Annotated in this window: 21 protein-coding genes, 2 pseudogenes and 2 riboswitches; of the genes and pseudogenes, 15 read left to right on the forward strand and 8 right to left on the reverse strand. The window is 66.0% G+C overall.

Features of this window, described 5'->3' with window-relative positions; translation table 11 throughout:
• Positions 1 to 9: 9 nt before the first annotated feature.
• From ACHMWQ_RS10315 to ACHMWQ_RS10335, 5 genes are all read left to right on the forward strand, one after another.
• Complete coding sequence (locus tag ACHMWQ_RS10315; protein ID WP_354547853.1) at positions 10 to 171, forward strand: hypothetical protein; 162 nt, start codon at positions 10 to 12, stop codon at positions 169 to 171.
• Between the two features lie 9 nt (positions 172 to 180).
• Positions 181 to 774 carry a cytochrome c oxidase assembly protein gene (locus ACHMWQ_RS10320; protein ID WP_354547855.1) on the forward strand — a complete coding sequence of 198 codons (594 nt, stop codon included), beginning with the start codon at positions 181 to 183 and terminating at the stop codon, positions 772 to 774.
• Between the two features lie 21 nt (positions 775 to 795).
• The gene (locus tag ACHMWQ_RS10325; protein ID WP_354547856.1) at positions 796 to 1635 is read left to right on the forward strand and encodes a cytochrome c oxidase subunit 3; all 840 of its coding nucleotides are present in this window, start codon (positions 796 to 798) and stop codon (positions 1633 to 1635) included.
• Positions 1636 to 1724: 89 nt separating this feature from the next.
• Positions 1725 to 2126, forward strand: coding sequence for a DUF983 domain-containing protein (locus ACHMWQ_RS10330; protein ID WP_354547858.1), 402 nt, complete (start codon positions 1725 to 1727; stop codon positions 2124 to 2126).
• Positions 2127 to 2156: 30 nt separating this feature from the next.
• A complete protein-coding gene (locus ACHMWQ_RS10335) occupies positions 2157 to 2918 on the forward strand; it encodes an SURF1 family protein (RefSeq protein ID WP_396307395.1) in 762 nt (253 codons plus the stop codon).
• A gap of 6 nt (positions 2919 to 2924) precedes the next feature.
• On the opposite strand, the gene ACHMWQ_RS10340 is transcribed toward ACHMWQ_RS10335, so the two are convergent.
• Complete coding sequence (locus tag ACHMWQ_RS10340; protein WP_354547862.1) at positions 2925 to 3536, reverse strand: YqgE/AlgH family protein; 612 nt, start codon at positions 3534 to 3536, stop codon at positions 2925 to 2927.
• A gap of 155 nt (positions 3537 to 3691) precedes the next feature.
• Here ACHMWQ_RS10340 and ACHMWQ_RS10345 point away from each other — a divergent pair, with 155 nt between their 5' ends.
• The 4 genes from ACHMWQ_RS10345 to ACHMWQ_RS10360 all read left to right on the forward strand — a co-directional run bounded on the left by ACHMWQ_RS10345 (position 3692) and on the right by ACHMWQ_RS10360 (position 5797).
• Positions 3692 to 4504, forward strand: coding sequence for a protein-disulfide reductase DsbD domain-containing protein (locus ACHMWQ_RS10345; RefSeq protein WP_396307396.1), 813 nt, complete (start codon positions 3692 to 3694; stop codon positions 4502 to 4504).
• A 90-nt stretch (positions 4505 to 4594) separates the two neighbouring features.
• Positions 4595 to 5077, forward strand: coding sequence for a peroxiredoxin (locus tag ACHMWQ_RS10350; RefSeq protein ID WP_354547866.1), 483 nt, complete (start codon positions 4595 to 4597; stop codon positions 5075 to 5077).
• Positions 5078 to 5150: 73 nt separating this feature from the next.
• Positions 5151 to 5387 (forward strand): type II toxin-antitoxin system Phd/YefM family antitoxin, encoded by a 237-nt coding sequence (locus ACHMWQ_RS10355; protein ID WP_396307397.1) that lies wholly within the window; start codon positions 5151 to 5153, stop codon positions 5385 to 5387.
• 2 nt (positions 5388 to 5389) lie between these two features.
• On the forward strand, positions 5390 to 5797 hold the full coding sequence (locus ACHMWQ_RS10360; RefSeq protein WP_396307398.1) for a type II toxin-antitoxin system VapC family toxin: 408 nt from the start codon (positions 5390 to 5392) through the stop codon (positions 5795 to 5797).
• On the opposite strand, the gene rnhA is transcribed toward ACHMWQ_RS10360, so the two are convergent.
• The 3 genes and pseudogenes from rnhA to ispH form a co-directional block, all read right to left on the reverse strand.
• On the reverse strand, positions 5784 to 6254 hold the full coding sequence (gene rnhA / locus ACHMWQ_RS10365) for a ribonuclease HI (RefSeq protein WP_354547871.1): 471 nt from the start codon (positions 6252 to 6254) through the stop codon (positions 5784 to 5786). The genes ACHMWQ_RS10360 and rnhA overlap by 14 nt on opposite strands.
• A pseudogene (locus ACHMWQ_RS10370) lies at positions 6251 to 7217 on the reverse strand (homoserine kinase). Before ACHMWQ_RS10370 ends, rnhA begins: the two are co-directional and overlap by 4 nt.
• 10 nt (positions 7218 to 7227) lie before the next feature.
• Positions 7228 to 8196: a 4-hydroxy-3-methylbut-2-enyl diphosphate reductase gene (gene ispH / locus ACHMWQ_RS10375; RefSeq protein WP_396307399.1), complete on the reverse strand. Its 969-nt coding sequence runs from the start codon at positions 8194 to 8196 to the stop codon at positions 7228 to 7230.
• A 78-nt stretch (positions 8197 to 8274) separates the two neighbouring features.
• Here ispH and ACHMWQ_RS10380 point away from each other — a divergent pair, with 78 nt between their 5' ends.
• On the forward strand, positions 8275 to 9168 hold the full coding sequence (locus tag ACHMWQ_RS10380; RefSeq protein ID WP_396307400.1) for a hypothetical protein: 894 nt from the start codon (positions 8275 to 8277) through the stop codon (positions 9166 to 9168).
• Positions 9169 to 9214: 46 nt separating this feature from the next.
• On the opposite strand, the gene ACHMWQ_RS10385 is transcribed toward ACHMWQ_RS10380, so the two are convergent.
• From ACHMWQ_RS10385 to thrC, 4 genes are all read right to left on the reverse strand, one after another.
• A complete protein-coding gene (locus ACHMWQ_RS10385) occupies positions 9215 to 12103 on the reverse strand; it encodes an EAL domain-containing protein (RefSeq protein ID WP_396307401.1) in 2889 nt (962 codons plus the stop codon).
• 134 nt (positions 12104 to 12237) lie between these two features.
• Positions 12238 to 12825 (reverse strand): GNAT family N-acetyltransferase, encoded by a 588-nt coding sequence (locus ACHMWQ_RS10390; protein WP_396307402.1) that lies wholly within the window; start codon positions 12823 to 12825, stop codon positions 12238 to 12240.
• A 128-nt stretch (positions 12826 to 12953) separates the two neighbouring features.
• The gene (locus tag ACHMWQ_RS10395; RefSeq protein ID WP_396307403.1) at positions 12954 to 14228 is read right to left on the reverse strand and encodes a M16 family metallopeptidase; all 1275 of its coding nucleotides are present in this window, start codon (positions 14226 to 14228) and stop codon (positions 12954 to 12956) included.
• 41 nt (positions 14229 to 14269) lie between these two features.
• Positions 14270 to 15676 (reverse strand): threonine synthase, encoded by a 1407-nt coding sequence (gene thrC / locus ACHMWQ_RS10400; RefSeq protein WP_396307404.1) that lies wholly within the window; start codon positions 15674 to 15676, stop codon positions 14270 to 14272.
• Between the two features lie 213 nt (positions 15677 to 15889).
• Between thrC and ACHMWQ_RS10405 the strand changes: the two genes are divergently transcribed.
• From ACHMWQ_RS10405 to gcvPB, 5 genes and pseudogenes are all read left to right on the forward strand, one after another.
• Positions 15890 to 16495: a hypothetical protein gene (locus ACHMWQ_RS10405; RefSeq protein ID WP_354547881.1), complete on the forward strand. Its 606-nt coding sequence runs from the start codon at positions 15890 to 15892 to the stop codon at positions 16493 to 16495.
• Between the two features lie 167 nt (positions 16496 to 16662).
• A riboswitch (glycine riboswitch) is annotated at positions 16663 to 16756 on the forward strand.
• Positions 16757 to 16878, forward strand: a riboswitch (glycine riboswitch). It abuts the riboswitch before it with no gap.
• 57 nt (positions 16879 to 16935) lie between these two features.
• Positions 16936 to 18084: a glycine cleavage system aminomethyltransferase GcvT gene (gene gcvT / locus ACHMWQ_RS10410; protein ID WP_396307405.1), complete on the forward strand. Its 1149-nt coding sequence runs from the start codon at positions 16936 to 16938 to the stop codon at positions 18082 to 18084.
• Between the two features lie 25 nt (positions 18085 to 18109).
• Positions 18110 to 18481: a glycine cleavage system protein GcvH gene (gene gcvH, locus ACHMWQ_RS10415; RefSeq protein ID WP_396307406.1), complete on the forward strand. Its 372-nt coding sequence runs from the start codon at positions 18110 to 18112 to the stop codon at positions 18479 to 18481.
• Between the two features lie 84 nt (positions 18482 to 18565).
• A complete protein-coding gene (gcvPA, locus tag ACHMWQ_RS10420) occupies positions 18566 to 19909 on the forward strand; it encodes an aminomethyl-transferring glycine dehydrogenase subunit GcvPA (RefSeq protein ID WP_396307407.1) in 1344 nt (447 codons plus the stop codon).
• A pseudogene (gene gcvPB / locus ACHMWQ_RS10425) lies at positions 19906 to 21485 on the forward strand (aminomethyl-transferring glycine dehydrogenase subunit GcvPB). The gene gcvPA and the pseudogene gcvPB overlap by 4 nt, the downstream one beginning before the upstream one ends.
• Positions 21486 to 21612: the final 127 nt, after the last annotated feature.

A 21612-nucleotide genomic window follows, 5' to 3' on the forward strand; every position in this document is an offset into this window, starting at 1 on the left:
GACATCGCCATGAACGAAGAAGACGGCATCCGGCTTACCGACGAACAGAAGCGCCGTCAGCGCGCCCGCTCGATTGCCATCGCCGCGGTCCTGTTCGGTCTCGTCGCGCTGTTCTACGTGGTCACCATCGTCAAGATGGGGCCCGGCGCTGTTCTCAACCGGCCTTTGTGAGGGTCTGACATGAGCAACAAGCCGCGGGGGCGGTCCTACGGTTTGACGGCGGCCGCCTGTGGCGTGTTCGTCGCGGCGATGCTCGGCGCGGCCTTCGCGTCGGTCCCGCTCTACAGCATGTTCTGCCAGCTGACGGGTTATGGCGGCACCCCGGTGCGCGCCGATTCCGCCCCGAAGAAGGCGCTGGACCGCACCGTGACGGTGCGCTTTGACGGCAATGTCGCGAACGGCATCGGCTGGGCGTTCCGTCCGGAGCAGCGCCAGATCAAGGTCAAGGTCGGCCAGATCAACGAGATCAAGTTCTTCGCCGAAAACCGCACCGACCGGACCTCGACCGGCACCGCGGCCTTCAACGTCACGCCTGATATCACCGGGCAGTATTTCAACAAGATCGCCTGTTTCTGCTTCACGTCGCAGACGCTGAAGCCGGGCGAGAAGGTCGAGATGCCGGTTACCTTCTTCATCGACCCTGCGATCGTCGACAACTATCAGACGCGCAACATCGACACGATTACGTTGTCCTACACCTTCTTCCCGAGTTCCGAGCAGACCCCGGCGCCCGTCGCCGCGATCTCTGCGAAGGACGCGGGAAAGTCGCTTTGAGAAAGACCGGGGAGCATCTCCATGGCTGAGGCCCACGCCAAGCACCACGACTATCACCTCGTCAATCCGAGCCCCTGGCCTTTCGTGGCCTCGGCAGGCGCGTTTGCGCTGGCGCTCGGCGGCATCACCTACATGCATGGCGGATCCATGCTGTGGCTGATCCCCGGCACGCTGATGGTCCTCTACACGATGTACGCCTGGTGGGCCGACGTCATCCATGAGGGCCAGGAAGGCCATCATACGCGCGTCGTGCAGCTGCACCTGCGCTATGGCATGATCCTGTTCATCGCCTCGGAAGTGATGTTCTTCGTCGCCTGGTTCTGGGCCTTCTTCGACGCCAGCCTGTTCGCCAGCGAAGCGCAGAATGTCGGCCGCTATGCCTTCACCGGTGGCCATTGGCCGCCGAAGGGCATCGAGGTGTTCGATCCCTGGCACCTGCCGCTGCTGAACACGCTGATCCTGCTGACCTCCGGCACGACGCTGACCTGGGCGCATCACGCCCTGCTGCACAACGACCGCGAGGGCCTGAAGTGGGGCCTGATCTGCACCGTCGTGCTCGGCCTGATCTTCTCCTGCGTCCAGGCCTATGAGTATGCCCATGCCGCGTTCTCGTTCGGCGGCAACATCTACGGCGCCACCTTCTTCATGGCGACGGGTTTCCACGGCTTCCACGTCATCATCGGCACGATCTTCCTGATCGTCTGCCTGCTGCGTGCGCTTGCCGGCCAATTCACGCCGAAGGAGCATTTCGGCATGGAGGCGGCTGCCTGGTACTGGCACTTCGTCGACGTCGTCTGGCTCTTCCTGTTCTTCACGATCTATGTGTGGGGCGGCTGGGGCGCGCCGATGCACGGCGGCTGATAACAGACATGACGGGCGGCCTCGGGCCGCCCGTTTCCTTTGCGGCGCAGCGATCCCGATTGCGCCGCCTGCGTTTCCAGGAGCCACCCTTGTCCGATTCCGGCACGCCCTACCGCGACAAGGCGCTGTACCCGCCGCTGACCCCTTCCAGCACCGGCCTGCGCGGCCGCTGCCCGCGTTGCGGCGAGGGACGCCTGTTCAGCGGCTATCTCGAAGTGGCGCCGCGCTGCAACAATTGCGGCCTCGACTATTCCTTCAGCGACGCGGGCGACGGCCCCGCCGTCTTCATCATGTTGATCGTCGGCTTCATCGTCGCCTTCCTGGCGCTCTACGTCGAATTCACCTTCCAGCCGCCCTTCTGGGTCCATGCCTTGCTCTGGATCCCGCTGGTCGTCGTCCTGGCGCTCGGGCTGCTGCGGCCGCTGAAGGGGCTGATGATCGCGATCCAGTATCGCCACAAGGCGGAGGAGGGGCGGCTCGAGCAGGGCTGACCCGGCGCGCCTTCCATGTCTGACAGATCCATGCCTGAAACGTCCCGCCGCTCTCCCCTGCGCAAGCTGATCGTGCCCGCGATCGCCACGGCCGTGGTCTTCGCCCTCCTATGCTCGCTCGGCATGTGGCAGCTGCGTCGCCTGCACTGGAAGGAAGCGCTGATCGCGCAGGTCGACAGCCGGTTGAAGGAGACGCCGGTGCCGGCGCCCGGCCCGGAACGCTGGAAGTCGCTCGACCTGACCGAGGCCGACTACACGCCGGTCACCGTATCGGGCGAGTTCCTGCACGACGCGGAGGCGCATCTCTACAATTCGCTGATGGAGCCGCGCGGGCCGGTCGGCGGCGTCGGCTGGTTCGTCTTCACGCCGCTCCGGACCGATGAGGGCTGGATCGTCTATGTGAACCGGGGCTTCGTGCCCGTCGAGAAGGAAAAGGCCTCCACGCGCCCCGCGGGACAGGTTCCGGGGCGTGTTACCGTCACCGGCCTGCTGCGCCGGCCCGAGACGCCGGGCCGGTTCCAGGCCTCCGCCAAGGAGACGAGCCAGCAATGGTTCGCCCGCCAGCCGGACAAGTTCGCGGCCCGCGCCGGCCTGCCCGCCGACAAGGTCGCGCCCTACACGATCGACGCCGACGCGACGCCCAATCCCGGCGGCCTGCCGCAGGGCGGCGAGACCACGGTCACGTTCAGCAACAACCATCTCCAATATGTCGTGACGTGGTTCGGGCTGGCGCTGGCGCTTGTCGGCGTCTTCATCGCCTATGCGCGCGGCGTGCTGAAGCGCCGGGACTGAAAGGCCTCAGCCGTGCCCGGCCTCGTCCGAGAGCATGGCGAGGTCGACGCCCAGCAGCGCCATGGCGCGATCATACTTGGTCGAAAGTTCCGGATCGAAGATCAGGTCGGCCGGCGCCTCGCAGTGCAGCCAGCCATTCTGCTGGATCTCGGCCTCCAACTGCCCGCGCGCCCAGCCGGCGTAGCCAAGCGCCAGCATGGCGCTGCGCGGGCCTGAGCCGGCCACGATCGCCTTCAGGATATCCAGAGTCGCCGTCAGGCAGACATTCTCGGCGATCGGCAGCGTCGAGTTTTCGATGAAATAGTCGGCGCTGTGCAGCACGAAGCCGCGCCCTGTTTCGACCGGGCCGCCGCGCTGCACGATCATGCGGTTGGCCCTGGCGGGCAGGCGGATCTCTGGCCCGTCCGGGATGATGTCGAGCTGGATCAGCAAGTCGACGAAATCGATCTGCGGCGCGATCTGGTTGATCACGATGCCCATCGCGCCATCGGCGGAATGGGCGCAGATATAGACGACGGAGCGGGCGAAGCGTCCATCTTCCATGCTCGGCATGGCGATCAGGAACTGCCCGTCGAGATAGCTGGGCTCGACCGGCGCGCGGTGCGGTTTCTCGATCATGGGAGCAAGCCTAGCACGGGCGGACCAAAAGAAAAGACTGCGCCGCGATCGCTCCGAGGGCACACGAACAAATGATCGGGCTGCCTTGAGCCGGTCTGGAGATTGCCCAAAAGCACCGGTAGCCTGTCACAATGTGCATCCGACGACTCATTCTTGTGGGCCTGTTCGCCGTCATTTCCCAGCCTGTCTGGGCGGCCATGGGACCGTGGGTTTCCACCGACAAGGTCCGCGCGCGTCTCGTCGCCGCGACGCCTTCGGCCGGCGGAATCCTGGACGGCGCGATCGAGATCGAGCTCGCGCCGGGCTGGAAGACCTATTGGCGTTCCCCCGGCGACGCCGGGGTGCCGCCGCAGTTCGATTTCTCCGGTTCCAGCAACGCCAAGGCGGCCGCGGTCGATTTCCCGGCGCCCGAGCGCTATGACGACGGCTATGCCGCCTCGAATGTCTATCACGACCGTGTCGTGCTTCCGGTCCGCTTCACCGTGGCCGACGCCGGCAAGCCGGTGACGCTGGATGTGACGATGGATATCGGGATTTGCGAGGAGATTTGCATCCCGGTCAATCTCCGCACCTCGGTCGATGTCGCGCCCAAGGATGGCGATCCCGTCGCCAGCACGCTGGTCGCCACGGCGCGCGCGGCGGTGCCGGGACCCGGCAAGCCCGGCGAATTCGAACTGCTTGCCCTGAAGCGTGTCGGCGGCCCGGACCAGAAGCCGGAGTTCGAGGCGACTTTTGCCGGCACCCAGCCCGACAAGGCCGTTCTCTTCGTCGAGACCCCGGGCGACTGGTTCGCCGGCCAACCCAAGCCGGTCGCGGGCGAGGCTGGTCAGCCGGGCTTCCGCTTCGTCGTCGACCGACGCTCCGCCGCCGGAAGGATCGACGGCTCACAGATCCGGCTGACGCTGAAGGGCGAGGGCGGCGCGACGAGCCGGACTTTCACGCTCGACGCGGGCGATGCCAGGCCGTAACGTCGCCTCGCTAGCTTTCCGGGGACGCTGCCTCGCGCGGTGTTCCCGCCTGACATTCACCCACCCACACAGCAATTCATGGAGCACGAGATGACCATCTCGGTTGGCGATCGCATTCCGGCAGCGAAATTCCGGGTCATGACGGCGGACGGCGCCGTCGAAAAGACGGACGCGGACATCTTCGCCGGCAAGAAGGTCGTGCTGTTCGCGGTTCCCGGCGCCTTCACGCCCACCTGCCACAAGAACCACCTGCCGGGCTATATCGACCAGGCGGCCGCCATCAAGGCCAAGGGCGTCGACACCATCGCCGTCGTTGCCGTGAACGACCACTTCGTCATGGGCGCCTGGGCCAAGGCCACCGGCGCCGAGGACAAGATCGTGTTCCTCGCAGACGGTTCCGGCGATTTCACCAAGGCGATCGGCCTGGAATTCGACCTCTCGGCCAACGGCCTTGGCCTGCGCTCCAAGCGCTATGCCATGATCGTCGAGGACGGAGTGGTGAAGACGCTGAACGTCGAGGAAGCCGGCGGCGTGACCGGCTCGGGCGCTGCGGCGATCCTCGAACTGCTCTAAGGCTTGCTTTCCGTAGCGGAAACCCTTTAGCTAGGCTTAGCTGATGGGTTTCCGCGCCATGATACGGGTCAAGATGCACGCAGCGAAGACCAATCTTTCCAGGCTTGTCGCACAGGCGCTGGCAGGGGAGGACGTGGTTTTGATGCGCGGCAATACCGAGGTCGCCCGGATTGCGCCGCTTGCGCCTCGCGCGGATGGCGCTTCGCTTCGCCCCCCGCGTGTTCCCGGCCGGCTTCGCGGCATCATCGATTTCGACGATCGCTTCTTCGATCCCTATCCGCCTTCCGAATCGGCGCAGTGGGATCACTAGCGATGAAGCTGCTTCTCGATACGCAGACCTGGTTCTGGTGGATGATGGGCAGCCCGCGCCTGTCGCTGCCGGCGCGCGCGGCCATCGCCGACGCGGGCAATGATCCGCTGGTCAGCGCCGCCTCGGTGCTGGAGCTGCTAGGCAAGCGCCGGATCGGCGTTCTGCCGGCCATGCAGCGGCTGGCGGACCATGTCGATGACGAGATCGACGAAGCGGGTTTCGGGCGGCTGCCGATCACCACCCAGCACGCGGCGCGCGCGGAGACCTTCGCCGGAGCGCATGCGGACCCGTTTGACCGGATCCTCATCGCCCAGGCGCTGATCGAGGACATCGTGCTGGTGTCGAACGAGACCTTCTATGATCGCTTCGACGTCCGGCGTCTCTGGGACGCGGCGATCAGCCCGGGCTGAAACTCTTCTTCTTCACCTTGTAGGGCGCCATGCCGTCGCGGGCGAGCTGATCCGCACGCTCGTTGACCTCGTTGCCGGCGTGGCCCTTGACCCAGTGCCAGGTCACGGTGTGACGCTGGAGGGCCGCGTCGAGGCGCTGCCAGAGGTCGATGTTCTTCACCGGCTTCTTGTCGGCGGTCTTCCAGCCATTGCGCTTCCAGCCATGGATCCAGCCGGTGATGCCGCCTTTCACATATTGCGAGTCCGTATGGATATCGACGACGGAAGGGCGCTTCAGCGCGTCGAGGGCCTCGATCGCCGCCGTCAGCTCCATGCGGTTGTTGGTCGTGTCGGCCTCGCCGCCCTTCAGATCCTTTTCGTGCTCGCCGGAAATCAGCACGGCGCCCCAGCCGCCGGGGCCGGGATTGCCCGAGCATGCGCCGTCGGTCCAGATCGAGATCTTGTTTTCGTCAGTCAAAGGATCAATCCATATGCGCTGGCATCTTGCACCGTGCGGTGGAAACGCAGCTTTCGCAGATATTCAAGCGGATCTTTCGGCGCGACCAGCGCGCCGGGCGGGACATTGAGCCAGTCATAGAGACGGGTCAGCAGGAAGCGCAGCGCCGAGCCGCGCGCCAGCAGCGGCAGCGCCTCCAGTTCCTCGGGCGTGAAGGGGCGTACCTTCTGGTAACCCGCGAGCAGCGCGCGCGCCTTGGTGACGTTGAGTGAACCGTCGGACTCGAAGCACCAAGCATTCAGGCAGACGGCGACGTCATAGGCGAGAAAATCATTGCAGGCGAAATAGAAGTCGATCAGCCCGGACAATTCCTCATGCAGGAAGAAGACGTTGTCGGGGAAGAGATCGGCATGGATGACGCCGCGCGGCAGGTCTGTCGGCCAGGTCTTTTTCCAGCAGGTTGAGCTCGCCCGCGATGTCGTCGCGAAGGCCCGGCATCACTTCGTCGGCCCGCGCCGCAGCGCGGTCGAACAGCGGCCGCCAGCCATCGACGGTGAGCGCGTTGTGGCGCGTGAGTTCGAAGCCTTCGCCGGCGATGTGCAGGTTCGCCAGCGCCCCGCCGATCGCCAGGCAATGGTCCGGGCGCGGCCGGCGCACCCACATGCCGGGCAGGAATGTGACGATCGCCGCCGGCCGGCCGGCGAGCGTTCCGAGCGCCTGTCCCTCGCGGTTGCGCACCGGCTGCGGGCAGATGATGCCGCGCTTCGCCAGATGTTCCATCAGCCCGATGAAGAAGGGAAGGTCGTTGGGATCGACCCGCTTTTCGTAGAGCGTCAGGATGTGGGGGCCGGTTTCGGTGACGAGAAGATAGTTGGAATTCTCGACGCCCTCGGCAATGCCCTTCAGGGAGAGCACGGAGCCAATGTCGTAGCTCGCGATGAAGCAGGCGAGCTCATCGTCAGCGATCTCGGTATAGACGGCCATCAGGCAAAGCTCATTCTGCGGCTGGAAGGCGAAGTTCGCGGGGCAGGTTGAAGGCGATCGTCTCGATCGCGTTCTGGACGAGTTCGACCTTGACGCTGTAGCGCGCGGCAAAGGCGTCGATCACTTCCTCGACCAGGATTTCCGGCGCCGAGGCGCCGGCGGTGACGCCGACGCGGCGGATGCCGTCGAGCTGCGACCAGTCGATGTCGGCGGCGCGCTGGATCAGCACGGATACGGCGCAGCCCTCGCGCTCGGCGACCTCGCGCAGGCGCTGCGAGTTCGACGAATTGGGTGCGCCGACGACGATCATCGCATCGACATCGCCGGCGATCCGCTTGACCGCTTCCTGGCGGTTGGTGGTCGCGTAGCAGATATCTTCCTTGTGCGGCGCGGTAATCGAGGGAAAGCGCGCGGTCAGCACCCGCACAATCGCCGAGGTGTCATCGACCGACAGAGTCGTCTGCGTGATGAAGGCGAGCGATTCCGGATTTTTGGGCTGGAAGGCTTCGGCGTCGGCCACCGTCTCGATCAGCGTCACGGTGCCTTCCGGCAACTGGCCCATCGTGCCGATCACTTCCGGATGACCGGCATGGCCGATCAGGACGATCTCGCGGTCGCGCTTGAAGTGGATCTGCGCTTCCTTGTGCACCTTGGAAACCAGGGGGCAGGTGGCATCGAGGAAGAACATCTGGCGCGCCGTTGCGTCGGCCGGCACCGATTTCGGAACGCCATGAGCGGAGAAGACGACCGGCTGGCCGTCATCCGGGATCTCGTCCAGTTCCTCGACAAAGACCGCGCCCTTGTCGCGCAGGCTGTCGACGACATAGCGGTTATGCACGATCTCGTGCCGGACATAGACCGGCGCACCGAAACGCTGCAGCGCCAGCTCGACGATCTGGATCGCGCGATCGACGCCGGCGCAGAAGCCGCGTGGTGCGCAAAGCAGGATTTCGAGCGGTGGCTTGGGGGCGACGGCCATGGGTTTTTCGTTCCGCGACATGAGACGGGAATAGAGGGATGGGGCGGTGCGCTGTCAAGCGCCGTGAGGGCAAACCGCTTGCGTGTAGTCGTTCACGGAAACGTGTATGGGTTGGTAGCCTTATCGATAATTCTTGCCCATTTTGGTTTGGGGTGGGGGCAGCACGATGAGGCAGCTTCCATGCAGACATGGGCTTTTCACGGGATGAGGCGGAGCGGCAACCACGTCGTTCTCAACTGGAGCGGTCTGACCGAGTCCGCTTTCTTCATGAACGACATCCTGCAGCGCGAGCAGGTGCCCGCCTTGCTCGGCGATCCGTTTCCCACCAAGGCCTTCTTGCACTGGTTTCCGCGCGTTTGCGCCCGTCGCTATGTCCGCCGCATGTTGCGCAAGACCGGTTGGAAGCTTCTTACCCGCGGCCTTTGCGTGAGTCTGGAAGACTGGCCGATCGACAAGCCGATCTTCACACCCTGGCCGCGCCGCTGTCAGCACATCCTGCTGCTGCGAGACCCGCTCAACATGTTTGCCAGCCGGATCCGCATGAGCAACGGCATGCATGTCCTCTATGGCAAGGACCGGGCGGGCGAGTATTTCCAGAACTCGATCGAGCTCTGGAAATCGCACGCGCGCGAATTTCTCGGCCACACCCATCTTCTGCCGGGCCATGTCGGGGTCTATTACGACCGCTGGGTCGTCGACGCCGCCTATCGCGCGGCCATCGCCGCGCGGCTTCGGCTGGTGCCGGACGAAGGGGCCTTGAACCGCGTGGCCGTCGAAGGCGGCGGCAGCTCGTTCGAAGGCCTGTCGCCGCTCGGCGAAGATGCCATTGCCCGGCGCCTGTCGCGGCACAGCCAGCTCTACGACCGCGAGCAGAAGCTCCTGGCCCGCGTCACGGACGACGCCGAACTGATGCAGCTGCGCGAACAGGTGCTGGAGCATGTTTCCGGCATGGCAGAGCGCCAGGTCGCCTGATCGATTGCCACAGCTGGCGGGAACGCCGGCCTGGGGCGACGTCGCCTCAGGCGATCATCGCCTCTTCTTCGCGGAAGATCAGCTTGCCCGCTTCCGGGGCCGTCATCGGCTGCCCGAACAGGAAGCCCTGGGCGAATTCGCAGCCGAGATCATAGAGGTCGAGCGCGTCGTCCTCCGTCTCCGCGCCTTCTGCCACGACGTCCATCTCCAGCTCATGCGCCAGGCCGATGATGGCGCGAAGAATCACGCGCTTCTGCTTGGCGGACGGCCCGCGGACGAAGCTCTGGTCAATCTTCAGGGTCTCGAAGGGGAAGCGCTGGAGATAGGACAGCGACGAATAGCCGGTGCCGAAATCGTCCAGCGACAGGCCGGCGCCCAGCTCGCGGATGCGGGTCAGCACCTGCGCCGCATATTCCGGGTTCTCCATCACCAGGCTCTCGGTGAGCTCGAGCTTGAGCGAACCGCGCGTAACGGCCGAGCGCGACAGCACCGACTTCACGTCGTTGATCAGGTCGTGGCGCAGCAGCTGGCGGCTCGAGATGTTGACCGAGACGAACAGCGGCACGTCGCGGCCGAGCTGTTCCTGCCAGTCGGAAAGCTGCTTGGCGGCGCGTTCCAGCACGAACAGGCCGAGCGGGATGATCAGGCCGTTGCGCTCGGCAAGCGGAATGAATTCCGCTGGCGGGATGCGGCCGTGCTGGGGATGGTCCCAGCGCACCAGCGCCTCGAAGCCGGCGATGGTCCTGTCTTCCAGCCGCACGATCGGCTGGTAAAGAACCTTGATCTCCTCGCGGCCGATGGCGCGGCGCAGATCCGCCTCCAGCGTAAGCGTGTCGGCGCCGTGCTGGCGCAGCGCTGGGCGGAATGCCTCGATGCGGTCGCCGCCCAGTCGCTTGGCGTAATACATGCCGATCTCGGCATCCTTGACGATCTCGGCCGCCTCGCTCTGCTTGCTGTCATGCATGGCGATGCCGATCGAGGCGGTCAGGAAGATTTCCTTGTCGCCGAAGGAGATCGGCGCGCGCAGCGTGCGGCGAACCGAATCGGCGAAGCCAGCGATGCGCTCGGGCTCGCTCTCGGAAATCAGCAGGAAGGCGAACTGGTCGCCGGAGATGCGGGCGAGCGTGTCCTGCGGCTTCAGCAGGCGGGTCAGGCGGCGGGCGATCGTCAGCAGGATCGAGTCGCCGACCGACAGGCCGAAGCCGTCATTGACCTGCTTGAAGCGGTCGATGTCGAGTACGAACACCGACGGGCGCGCGGCGCCTTCGGCCTGGGTGCGCGTCACGGCCGAAGCCAGACGGTCCATGAACAGCTCGCGATTGGGCAGGCCGGTCAGATTGTCGTGGACGGCGTCATGAAGCAGCCGTTCCTCGGCCGTGCGTTCCTCGGTGACGTCGGCCAGCGTGCCGACGCAGCGCGTGACCTCGCCATCCGAGCCCAGAACCGGGCGGGCTCGCAGGTGGAACCAGCGATAATGGCCGTCCTCGGCGCGGAGGCGGAAATCCTGGGCGATGCGGCCGCGGCGCTGCTCGATGACGGCGTCCAGCGTCGCCTTGAAGCGGTCGCGGTCGGAAGGATGCAGCACGTCGAGCCAGTCGCGGGCAGGCCCTTCCAGCGCGCCGTGCTTGAGGCCCAGCAGGTCCTCGGCGTCGGAGCCGGTATAGATGCGGTCGCGCGCGACGTCCCAGTCCCAGACGATGTCGCCGGCGCCGGTAAGCGCAAGCGCCCGGCGCTCCGTCTCGCCGATGGCGCCCTGCGCGATCGAGCCGCCGGCAAAGGCATGCTGCATCACCGTGAAGCCGATCAGAAGCACAATCAGCACGAGGCCGCCATTCAGCGCCGGTTGGATCACGTCATTGGTGAGGTTGCCGTTCACCGTCAGATAGGCGCCGAGGATCCAGACCATGAGCAGCACCCAGGTCGGGATCAGCATGATGGCGCGGTCGTAGTGATGCAGCGCGAGGTAGATGATGACGACGAAGCCCAGCGTCACCGTCAGGCCGAACGAGAAACGGGCGACGCCGGCAGCGATGCCGGGCTCGAACACGGCGACGCCGAGCAGGATCAGCAGTCCGACCAGCCAGGCGATCGTCGCGTGGCTGTAGCGGGCGTGCCATCGGTTCAGGTTCAGATAGGTGTAGGTGAAGATCAGCAGCGTTGCCGAAAGCAGCACCTCGGCGAAGGCGCGCCACATCTTGTCGTCGCCAGGCGCGATCTGGATGACCTTGTTCCAGAAGCCGAAATCGATGGCGAGATAGATCAGCACCGACCAGGCGAGGCCCGCCGTGGCGGGGAACATCGCCGTGCCCTTGACCACGAAGACGATGGTCAGGAACAGCGCCAGCAGGCCGGAAATGCCCAGCACGATGCCATGATACAGCGTGTAGCTGTTGATGGCGTCCTTGTAGTTGTCGGGATCCCAGAGATAGAGCTGCGGCAGGACAGGGGTGCGCAGTTCCGCCACGAAGGTGACGACGGCGCCGGGATCGAGCGTGACGCGGAAGACGTCGGCTTCCTGGCTCGCCTGCCGTTCCGGCGCGAAACCCTGGCTCGGCGTCACGGTGGCAATGCGCGAGGCGCCGAGATCGGGGATCAGCAGGCCGGAGTTGGCGAGGCGGAAATGCGGCGCGACCAGGAGGCGGTCGATCTGCTCGTCGCCATTGTTGGTGAGCGCGAAGGAGACCCAGTAGGAGGTGCCGCCGGCTTCGTTGGAGCGCACTTCGATGCGGCGGACGATGCCGTCCGGGCCCGGCGCGGTCGATACCTGCACGCGATCGGACGGGTCACGGGAAGCGCGTTCGACGGCCTTGGTCAGGTCGAGCGTCGTGCCGTCCAGCGGCACGTTGACAGCATCGAGCGCCTGCACGTGCGTGGCTGTGCCGACGACCGCAAACAGGACGAACAGGACCGCGGCGACGAAGCGGTTAAGCAACAAACAAACCTCCAAGGCCCGAAGGCAGTCGAGCAGTACTATCCGGGCCGGGGCAGCACAAGAAATTTTCGGCTGCGTGACAGGCTTGCAACAGTTCCTTTCGCCCGGTCGGGTGGGGCCCGACGGAGCACGGTGTCTCAAGGACGTGGATCATCGCTGACGATCGCGTAGAGGAGGTGGTCCTGCCACCGACCCTCGATACAGAGATAGCGACGCGCATAGCCTTCGCGGGTGAATCCGGCTTTTTCGAGAAGGCGTGTGGATGCCGCGTTGTGGGGCAGGCAGGCGGCTTCGAGCCTGTGCAGGCGCAAGGTGTCGAAAACGAAGGGGATGACGGCGCGGACCGCTGCGGTCATCAGGCCGCGGCCGGCAAAGGGGGCGCCCATCCAGTAGCCGAGCGAGCAGCTCTGCGTCACGCCGCGCACGACATGGGAAAGCGTCAGCCCGCCGACGAGCTGCATCCCGTCCGTGGAGAAGACCAGGAATGGGAAGCCGGTGCTGTCGCGCATCTCGCTGTGATAGCGGCGCAGCCGCCGGCGGAAGGCGCCGCGCGTGAGGTCGTCGGCCGGCCAGAGCGGCTCCCATGGCGCCAGGAAGCTGCGGCTCTGTTCCCGCAGGCTCGACCAGGCGTCGAAATCGGACATGGAGGGCGCGCGCAGGACGACGGTGCCGGTGGAGATCACCGGCATGGGATGGAACGGCACGACGGATCGCAAGAATTCCATTTGCCGCGCCGGGCCCCCCGATCCGCGTTGCTTGTCTTCCAGATGGATCCGTCCGGATCGATCTGGTCGTTTATTCCCGGTTCCGGCGGCCGGGATGCCCCGATCCGCCATAACCGTCCGTCCATCCGTCAGACCGCGAGCGGCGCTCCCAGGCGCTCCGCGATCTTGCCATGCTCGACCAGCTTGTCGATGGGGCCGATCGCGGCGACCGTCGGCGCGCTGCCGGTGAAGATGCGCTGCGCAAGGTCGCGCACCCGGGTGACGGAGACGTCGTCGATGCGGGCGACGATCTCCTCGACCGGAATGGGGCGGCCGAACAGGAGCAACTGCCGGGCCACCTGGCCGGCACGCGCCGCCGGGCTCTCCAGGCTCATCAGCAGGCTGGCGCGCATCTGGGCGCGGGCTCGGCCAAGCTCTGCTTCGGTAACGTCGAGGCTGGCGCGCTCGAGTTCGCCGAGCATCACCGGCATCAGCTCCTCGATGTCCTCGCCGCCCGTCGCCGCATGGATGCCGAACAGGCCGGTATCCGCGAAGCTCCAATGGAAGGCGTAGACCGAATAGCAGAGGCCGCGCTTTTCGCGGACTTCCTGGAACAGACGCGAGGACATGCCGCCGCCCAGCATCGAGGCGAGGATCTGGACCGCGTGGAAATCCTCGGACTTGTAGGGCACGCCCTCGAAGCCGAGCAGGATCTGCGCTTCCATCAGGTCGCGGGTCTCGCGCATCTCGCCGCCGCGGTAATGCGCCGGCTCGCTCTGCGAAAGCTCGGCCGAAGGCAGGCTGGCGAAACGGTCATCGGCAAGCTTGACCAGGGCGTCGTGATCGACATTGCCGGCCGCGGCCAGCACCATGTTCGGGCCGTGATAGTGGCGGTCGAGATAGGAGGAGAGGTCGCTCGAGCGCGTCCGGCGCACGGTTTCCTCGGTGCCGAGGATGGTGCGGCCGATCGGCTGGTTGGGATAGGCGCTCTCGACGAAGAAATCGAAGACGCGATCTTCCGGCGTATCGAGCGAGGCGCCGATCTCCTGCACGATGACGTGCTGCTCGCGCTTCAGCTCGTCGGTATCGAAGGCCGAATTGCAGAGGATGTCGCTCAGAATGTCGACGGCCAGTTCGGCGTCCGGCTTCAGGATCCGGGCGTAGTAGGAGGTCGTCTCGACGCTGGTCGCGGCGTTGAGTTCGCCGCCGACGGCCTCGATTTCCTCGGCGATGTCGGTCGCGGACCGCTTGCGCGTGCCCTTGAAGGCCATGTGCTCGAGAAGGTGGGAAATTCCGTGTTCCGAGGTTTCTTCCCGGCGGGAGCCCGCGCCGACCCAGACGCCCAAGGCCGCGCTTTCCAGGTGATTCATGTCGTGGGTCGCGACGGTCAGACCCGACTTGAGTTTGGTCACCTGCACGGTCATGCGCGGATCACCGGCATGAGGAATGCTTCCAGAGCCATGCTTCACACCTTCTCGTGGAGAGCGCGGGCGCGGGCTTCGACGAAGCGGGCGACGGCACCGATATCGTTGGGAAGAACGGTGAAGCGCTCCTCCCGCTGCATGAGGTCGCCGAGCCAGAGCGGCAGGGCGGGATGGATGCCGGTCGCCTGTTCGACCGCCGCCGGGAACTTGGCCGGATGGGCGGTCGAGAGCGTGACCATGGGCGAGCCCGTATCCAGCTGGCGCGCCGCCACGGCGAGCGCCACCGCGGTGTGCGGATCCGCGAGATAGCCGGTCGCGGCCAGCATGTCGCGCATCGTCGCCTCGGTCTCGGCTTCGCTGGCGCAGCCGGCGGCGAATTCGCCGCGAATGCCGGCCAGCGCGGCCTCGGGCATGGTGAATGCGCCGGACTGGCCGAGGCTGTCCATCAGGCGGCGCACGCCGTCGCCGTCGCGGCCGGTCGCCTCGAACAGCAGGCGCTCGAAATTCGACGAGATCTGGATGTCCATCGAGGGCGACTGCGTCGGCACCACGCCGGTCATCTCGTAGCGGCCGCTTTCCAGCGTGCGGGCGAGAATGTCGTTGGTGTTGGTCGCGATAATCAGCCGGTCGATCGGCAGGCCGATCTTCTTCGCGACATAGCCGGCGAAAACGTCGCCGAAATTGCCGGTCGGGACCGTGAACGAGATCGCCCGGGCCGGTGCGCCGAGCGAGAGCGCGGCGGTGACGTAATAGACCACCTGGGCGACGATGCGGCCCCAGTTGATCGAGTTGACGCCCGAAAGCGAGACGCGGTCGCGGAAGCCGTGGTCGTTGAACAGGCCCTTCACGATCGTCTGGCAGTCGTCGAACGAGCCTTCCAGCGCGATGGCATGGACGTTGGCGTCCCGCACCGTCGTCATCTGGCGCTGCTGCACCGGCGAGACGCGGCCATGCGGGAACAGGATGAAGATATCGGTCGCGTTGCGCCCGCGGAACGCCTCGATGGCAGCGCCGCCCGTGTCGCCGGAGGTCGCCCCGACGATCGTGGCGCGACGGCCGCGCTCGGCCAGGACATGGTCCATCAGCCGCGCGAGCAACTGCATCGCCACGTCCTTGAACGCCAGCGTGGGCCCATGGAACAGCTCGAGGATGAAGCTGTTCGGCCCGCTCTGCACGAGCGGAGCCACCGCCGGATGGCGGAAGGTCGCATAGGCCTCGGTGCACATCCGTTCCAGATCGGCATCGGCGATTTCGCCGGCGACGAATGGATGGATCACCGCATAGGCAACCTCATGATAGGGCCGCCCTGCCAGGCGCGCGAAGCTCTCGGAAGAAAATGCCGGCCATGTCTCGGGGACATACAGGCCGCCATCGCGTGCGAGCCCAGCCAGAAGAACGTCAGAGAAGCCGAGCGCGGGGGCAAGACCGCGCGTGCTTACATATTTCACGGAAGAAACGCCTCCACATGCGGCCGGACTTGTAGCCGGCCGCTCTTTGCTGCAACCCTATCTTCGCGTGATGCGGCGGGCAAGGTGCGGCGGGCCGTCGGCCACTAAGTCGCCAAAGATCAATCGGACTGTTATAGACGTCGCGCATCAGCGTCGAGGATTATTGGGATGCATGGTTCTTCTTTCGGTGGCTCGGCTGGGCCGCGCCGCCTCATGGCTCTTCTATCGGTCGCCACCTTGGCTGGCCTGGTTTCCGCTTGCTCGAGCGTCGCCGATGGTTCGTCCGGCGGCGGCAACGTCGTCAACAACGCGATCTTCGGCGCGCCGAACAAGAACCTGCAGAATGCGACGATCGTTTCGGCGGCGAATTTCGGCGCCGACGTCGACTGTCCGCCGGTAGCAATCAAGCCGGGGACCGAGGAATTCAAGGTTTTCGCGGCCGGCAAGCCGGATCCGCTGACGGGCGCCAACCCGCCGGTCGTCTATCAGGCGACGATCATCGACACGGCGCGCGAATGCCGCAAGGTCGAGGGTGGCGTCAACATCAAGCTCGGAATCAAGGGCCGCGTCGCCTCCGGTCCGGCCGGCAAGGCGCAGACCATCAACGTGCCGATTCGCATCGTGGTCATGGAAGGCCGCGACAAGGTGCTGAAATCCGACCTGGTCAAGCTGCCGGTCGTCCTGTCGGCCCCGACCTTCGCGTCTGACTTCTCGCGCATCGACGAATCGATCACCGTGCCGCTGTCGGAAAACAACACCGACTTCCACGTCTATGTCGGCTTCGACGAGCGTGCGGCGGGCGGCAAGGGTCGCAGCTAAGGGCGGTCTCCGAAGCCGGGCTCCGGGTCCGGCTTCTGGCATTTGTCCAGTATTGAGGCAGCTCCGGGCATTCCGTCGATTGACAGGCATGCCCGGTATCCGCCACTAACGAGCCAGACAGGATCCGTGTCGCGATCCTGTCGAGTCGGCGACCATGGTCGCCGGCTGAACGACCGCCGGGAGAGACCGAAGGGGTGAAAGCCCCGTCGGCGCCGAAGGAGCAACCGCCCCGGAAACTCTCAGGCCAACGGACCGGACGGTCGGCGACGCTCTGGAAAGCAGCTTCTTGCCATCATCAGGCAAGGGCTCACCGAAGGAGTAGCCGCGCTTGCCTTACGGCCAAGCGTGGGAAATCTCTCAGGTTCTCAGACAGAGGGGGCGCGGAACAGGCCAGATTGGGCCTGCCCGTGCCATTTGGACCCTGTCGAGGATTCTGGTGCATGGCTGAACAGGCCGATACGGACCTTCTGCTCGAGACGCCGCTTGCCGGCCTCCATCGCGAACTCGGTGCCCGCATGGTGCCCTTCGCGGGCTATGCGATGCCGGTGCAATACCCCAAGGGCATCCTCACCGAACATAACTGGACGCGCGAAAGCGCGGGCCTGTTCGACGTCTCGCATATGGGGCAGGCCTATCTGGTCGGCCCGGATCATGCGACGACGGCGCGCGCGCTCGAGGCGCTGACGCCGGGCGAATTCCAGGCGCTGGCGCCCGGCCGGATCCGCTACACGCTGCTGACGACGCCGGAAGGCGGCATCATCGACGATTTGATGGTCACGCGTTCCGCCGATCCCAACGAGGACGGCACGCTCTATCTGGTCGTCAATGCCGGCCGCAAGACGATCGATTACGCCCATATCGCCGCCAACCTGCCCGAGGGCGTCACGCTGGAGCCGGCCGACGACCTGGCGCTGGTGGCGCTGCAGGGGCCGAAGGCGGCCGAGGTGATGGCGCGCCATTGCCCGGAAGCGGCCGGAATGGGCTTCATGACGGCGGCGCGCTTCGTCGTCGACGGCATCGACTGCCATCTGAGCCGCTCTGGCTATACCGGCGAGGACGGCTACGAGATCTCCGTCCGGTCGGCCGACGCCGAGGCGCTGGTCCGCGCGCTGCTGGCCGAACCCGAGGTCGAACCGGTCGGGCTCGGCGCGCGCGATTCGCTGCGGCTCGAAGCCGGCCTCTGCCTCTATGGCCACGACATCGACGAGGCGACCTCGCCGGTCGAGGCCGATCTCGGCTTCGCGCTGGCCAAGCGCCGTCGCGCCGAGGGCGGCTTTCCAGGCGCCGGGCGCATCCTGGGCGAACTCGCCTCCGGTCCGGCGCGGCTGCGCGTCGGCATCAAGCCCGAGGGCAGGGCGCCCGCCCGCGAGGGCACCGAGATCCGTGATGCCGCCGGCACCACCATCGGCATCGTCACCTCGGGCGGTTTCGGCCCGACGGCCGGCGGCCCCGTCGCCATGGGCTATGTCGCGGCCGATCATGCCGCGCCCGGCACGCCGGTGACTTTGGTGGTGCGCGGCAAGGATCTTGCTGCATCCGTCGTCGCCATGCCTTTCGTTCCCCACCGCTATTTCCGCAAGCAAGCCTGAACGGCACCTTCCAGGGAAGATCACCATGACCAGCTATTTCACCAGGGATCACGAGTGGGTCCGCATCGATGGCGACGCGGCCTATGTCGGCATCACCGACTACGCGCAGTCGCAACTGGGCGACGTCGTCTATGTCGAGCTTCCCGCAGTCGGCAAAACTTTCGCTAAGGGCGATGACGCGGCGGTGGTCGAGTCCGTCAAGGCGGCCAGCGACGTCTACGCCCCCGTCTCCGGGGTCGTGCTTGCCGTCAATGACGCCCTGGAAAAGTCGCCCGCCATGATCAACGACGCCGCCGAAGGCGACGGCTGGTTCCTGAAGCTGACGCTGACCGAGCCCAGCGAACTGGACGGCCTGATGGATGAGGCCGCCTACCGGGCGTTCGTCGAGACCCTGTAGCCGAACGACCGCCCCGAAACCCTCCCCCGACGGCGGCGCCGTCGACCTCTCCCGCGAGCGGAGAGGTGAAGGAAAGACCAGGCAATGCGCTATCTTCCCCATTCCGATGCCGACCGGCAGGCGATGCTGGCGTCGATCGGCGTCGGCTCGATCGACGATCTGTTCGCCGATATTCCCAAGGACCTTCGCGTCCACGGGCTGGACCTGCCCAAGGCGGCCGGAGAAATGTCCGTCGAGCGCACGCTCGGCCGCCTTTCGGCCCGCAACGTCTCGGCGTCCTCGGTGCCGTTCTTCGTCGGCGCCGGAGCCTACAAGCACCATGTGCCGGCGACCGTCGACCACCTGATCCAGCGTTCGGAGTTCCTGACCGCCTACACGCCATATCAGCCGGAGATCACCCAGGGCACGCTGCAGGTCCTGTTCGAATTCCAGACCCAGATCGCGCATCTGACCGGCATGGAGGTGGCGAACGCCTCGATGTATGACGGCTCCACCGCGACGGTCGAAGCCGTGCTGATGGCGCATCGCCTGACCAAGCGGAAGAAGGCCGTGCTCTCCGGCGGCCTGCACCCGCACTATCGCGCCGTCGTCGAATCGCTCTCGCCCATGGCCGGGGATACGGTCCTGTCGCTGCCGGCCGATCCCGACGCGACCGAGGACATTCTCGCCTCAATCGATGCCGACACGTCCTGCGTCGTCGTGCAGTCGCCCTCCGTCTATGGCCACCTGATCGATCTCGCGCCGATCGCGGCGAAGGCGCATGAGGTCGGCGCGCTGCTGATCGCCGTCTTCACCGAGGTGGTTTCGCTCGGCCTGATCGAACCGCCCGGCGCGCAGGGCGCCGACATCGTCGTTGGCGAAGGCCAGTCGATCGGCAACGCGCTCTCCTTCGGCGGCCCCTATGTCGGCCTGTTCGCCACGCGTCAAAAGTTCGTCCGCCAGATGCCGGGCCGGCTCTGCGGCGAGACGGTCGACGCGGAAGGCCGGCGCGGTTTCGTGCTGACCTTGTCGACCCGCGAGCAGCACATCCGCCGTGACAAGGCGACCTCGAATATCTGTACGAATTCAGGGCTTTGCGCCCTGGCGTTCACGATCCATATGACGCTTCTCGGCCAGACGGGCCTGGCGCGGCTGGCGCGGGTCAATCACGCCAATGCGGTGAAGCTCGCTGAATCGCTTTCTGCGCTGCCGGGCGTAAGTCTCTTGAATGACTCGTTCTTCAACGAGTTCACCATCCGCCTGCCGGGCAACGCCGCCGATATCGTCGAGAAGCTGGTGGCCAAGGGCGTGCTCGCCGGCGTGCCGGTCTCCAGGCTCGAGCCCGGCAAGGCCGAACTCGCCGATCTGCTGATCGTCGCCTCGACCGAAGTGAACACGGATGATGACCGCGCCGCCTTCGTGGCCGCGCTTTCGGAGGTGCTCGCATGAGCATGAACAGCCAGGGTCGCCCCACCGTCGCCGCCACCGCAGCGACCTCCGACCTGCCTGATACCTTCACCGGCAACCGCGCCCTTCAGATCGAGGAAGCGCTGCTGTTCGAGGTCGGACGGCATGACGTCACCGGCGTCGATCTCGACGAACCCGCCGACTTCAAGCCGCGCCTCGGCAAGCTCGCCCGCCAGCAGCCGATCGATCTTCCCGGCCTCTCCGAGCCGGAAACGATGCGCCACTATGTGCGCCTCAGCCAGAAGAACTACTCCATCGATAGCGGCCTCTATCCGCTCGGCTCGTGCACGATGAAGCACAATCCGCGCCTCAACGAGAAGATGGCGCGACTGCCCGGCATCGGCGACGTGCATCCGCTGCAGCCGCTCTCGACGGTCGGCGGCGCGGTCGAACTGATGGCCGAGCTTGGCCGCTGGCTGCTCGAGATGACGGGCATGACCTCGGTCGCCCTGTCGCCCAAGGCCGGCGCGCATGGCGAGCTTTGCGGCATGATGGCGATCAAGGCCGCCATCGCCGCCAAGGGCGAGACGCGCAACATCGTGCTGGTGCCGGAATCGGCGCATGGCACCAATCCGGCCACCGCCGCCCTGATCGGCTTCAAGGTCGTCACCGTCCCCGCTAGGCCGGATGGCACCGTTGCGCCGGAGGCGGTCAAGGCGCTGCTCTCGCCCGATGTCGCCGCGATCATGCTGACCAACCCGAACACCTGCGGCCTGTTCGAGCGCGACGTCGTCGAGATCGCCGCGGCGATCCATGCGGCGGGCGCATATTTCTACTGCGACGGCGCCAATTTCAACGCCATCGTCGGCAAGGCCAAGGTCGGCGATCTCGGCGTCGACGCGATGCACATCAACCTGCACAAGACCTTCTCCACGCCGCATGGCGGCGGCGGTCCGGGCGCGGGTCCTGTCGTCCTCTCCGAGCGTCTCGCGGCCTTCGCGCCGCTGCCCTTCGTACGGGCCGGGAGGACGGCCCGGTTCTCGTCGAGAGCGACGAAGCGCTGCTGCCGGGAGAGACGCCCTTTGGCCGCATGACGGCGTTCCATGGCCAGATGGGCATGTTCGTCCGCGCGCTTTCCTACATGCTGTCGCATGGCTCGGACGGCGTGCAGCTGGCGTCGGAGGATGCCGTGCTCAACGCCAACTATGTCCGCGCCGGCCTGCGCGACCTGATGAGCCAGCCTTCGGGGGACCGCACCTGCATGCATGAGGTGCTGTTCGACGACACCTTCCTGGAAGGCACCGGCGTCTCGACGCTCGATTTCGCCAAGGCGATGATCGACGAGGGGTATCACCCGATGACGATGTATTTCCCGCTCGTCGTGCATGGCGCGATGCTGATCGAGCCGACGGAATCGGAATCCAAGGCCTCGCTGGACCTGTTCATCGCGACGTTGCGGGATCTGGTGATGAGGGCGAAGGCCGGAGAACTGGAGCGCTTCCAGCAGGCGCCACGCTATGCGCCGCGCCGCCGCCTGGACGAGACGCGCGCTGCGCGTTCGCCCAAGCTCAAATGGGAAAAGCCGGAGCCGTGGGTGGAGGCGGCCGCGGCGGAATAGAGCGTCAGCTCTTGCCGTTGCTCTGGGCCAAGACCGCGGCGATGGCGCCCAGCGCTTCGCCCTTCGTCAGGACGGGCTTGGCGTAGGGTTTGCGGATCGGTGTCATACTGTGCTCCTGCTTCGGTAG

The sequence above is a fragment of the Kaistia sp. UC242_56 genome (genome assembly GCF_044452255.1).
GTDB classification, from domain to species: Bacteria; Pseudomonadota; Alphaproteobacteria; order Rhizobiales; family Kaistiaceae; genus Kaistia; species Kaistia defluvii_A.

Bases quoted from the DNA above. Each gene is read 5' to 3' on its own strand.
- ACHMWQ_RS10325 (WP_354547856.1), top strand. From the start codon at position 796: ATGGCTGAGGCCCACGCCAAGCACCACGACTATCACCTCGTCAATCCG.
- ispH (WP_396307399.1), bottom strand. From the start codon at position 8,196: ATGGCCGTCGCCCCCAAGCCACCGCTCGAAATCCTGCTTTGCGCACCA.
- ACHMWQ_RS10360 (WP_396307398.1), top strand. From the start codon at position 5,390: ATGAAGCTGCTTCTCGATACGCAGACCTGGTTCTGGTGGATGATGGGC.
- gcvT (WP_396307405.1), top strand. From the start codon at position 16,936: ATGGCTGAACAGGCCGATACGGACCTTCTGCTCGAGACGCCGCTTGCC.
- ACHMWQ_RS10405 (WP_354547881.1), top strand. From the start codon at position 15,890: ATGGCTCTTCTATCGGTCGCCACCTTGGCTGGCCTGGTTTCCGCTTGC.
- ACHMWQ_RS10350 (WP_354547866.1), top strand. From the start codon at position 4,595: ATGACCATCTCGGTTGGCGATCGCATTCCGGCAGCGAAATTCCGGGTC.
- ACHMWQ_RS10390 (WP_396307402.1), bottom strand. From the start codon at position 12,825: ATGGAATTCTTGCGATCCGTCGTGCCGTTCCATCCCATGCCGGTGATC.
- gcvPA (WP_396307407.1), top strand. From the start codon at position 18,566: ATGCGCTATCTTCCCCATTCCGATGCCGACCGGCAGGCGATGCTGGCG.
- ACHMWQ_RS10340 (WP_354547862.1), bottom strand. From the start codon at position 3,536: ATGATCGAGAAACCGCACCGCGCGCCGGTCGAGCCCAGCTATCTCGAC.
- ACHMWQ_RS10395 (WP_396307403.1), bottom strand. From the start codon at position 14,228: ATGACCGTGCAGGTGACCAAACTCAAGTCGGGTCTGACCGTCGCGACC.
- gcvH (WP_396307406.1), top strand. From the start codon at position 18,110: ATGACCAGCTATTTCACCAGGGATCACGAGTGGGTCCGCATCGATGGC.
- ACHMWQ_RS10315 (WP_354547853.1), top strand. From the start codon at position 10: ATGAACGAAGAAGACGGCATCCGGCTTACCGACGAACAGAAGCGCCGT.
- ACHMWQ_RS10335 (WP_396307395.1), top strand. From the start codon at position 2,157: ATGCCTGAAACGTCCCGCCGCTCTCCCCTGCGCAAGCTGATCGTGCCC.
- ACHMWQ_RS10355 (WP_396307397.1), top strand. From the start codon at position 5,151: ATGCACGCAGCGAAGACCAATCTTTCCAGGCTTGTCGCACAGGCGCTG.
- ACHMWQ_RS10320 (WP_354547855.1), top strand. From the start codon at position 181: ATGAGCAACAAGCCGCGGGGGCGGTCCTACGGTTTGACGGCGGCCGCC.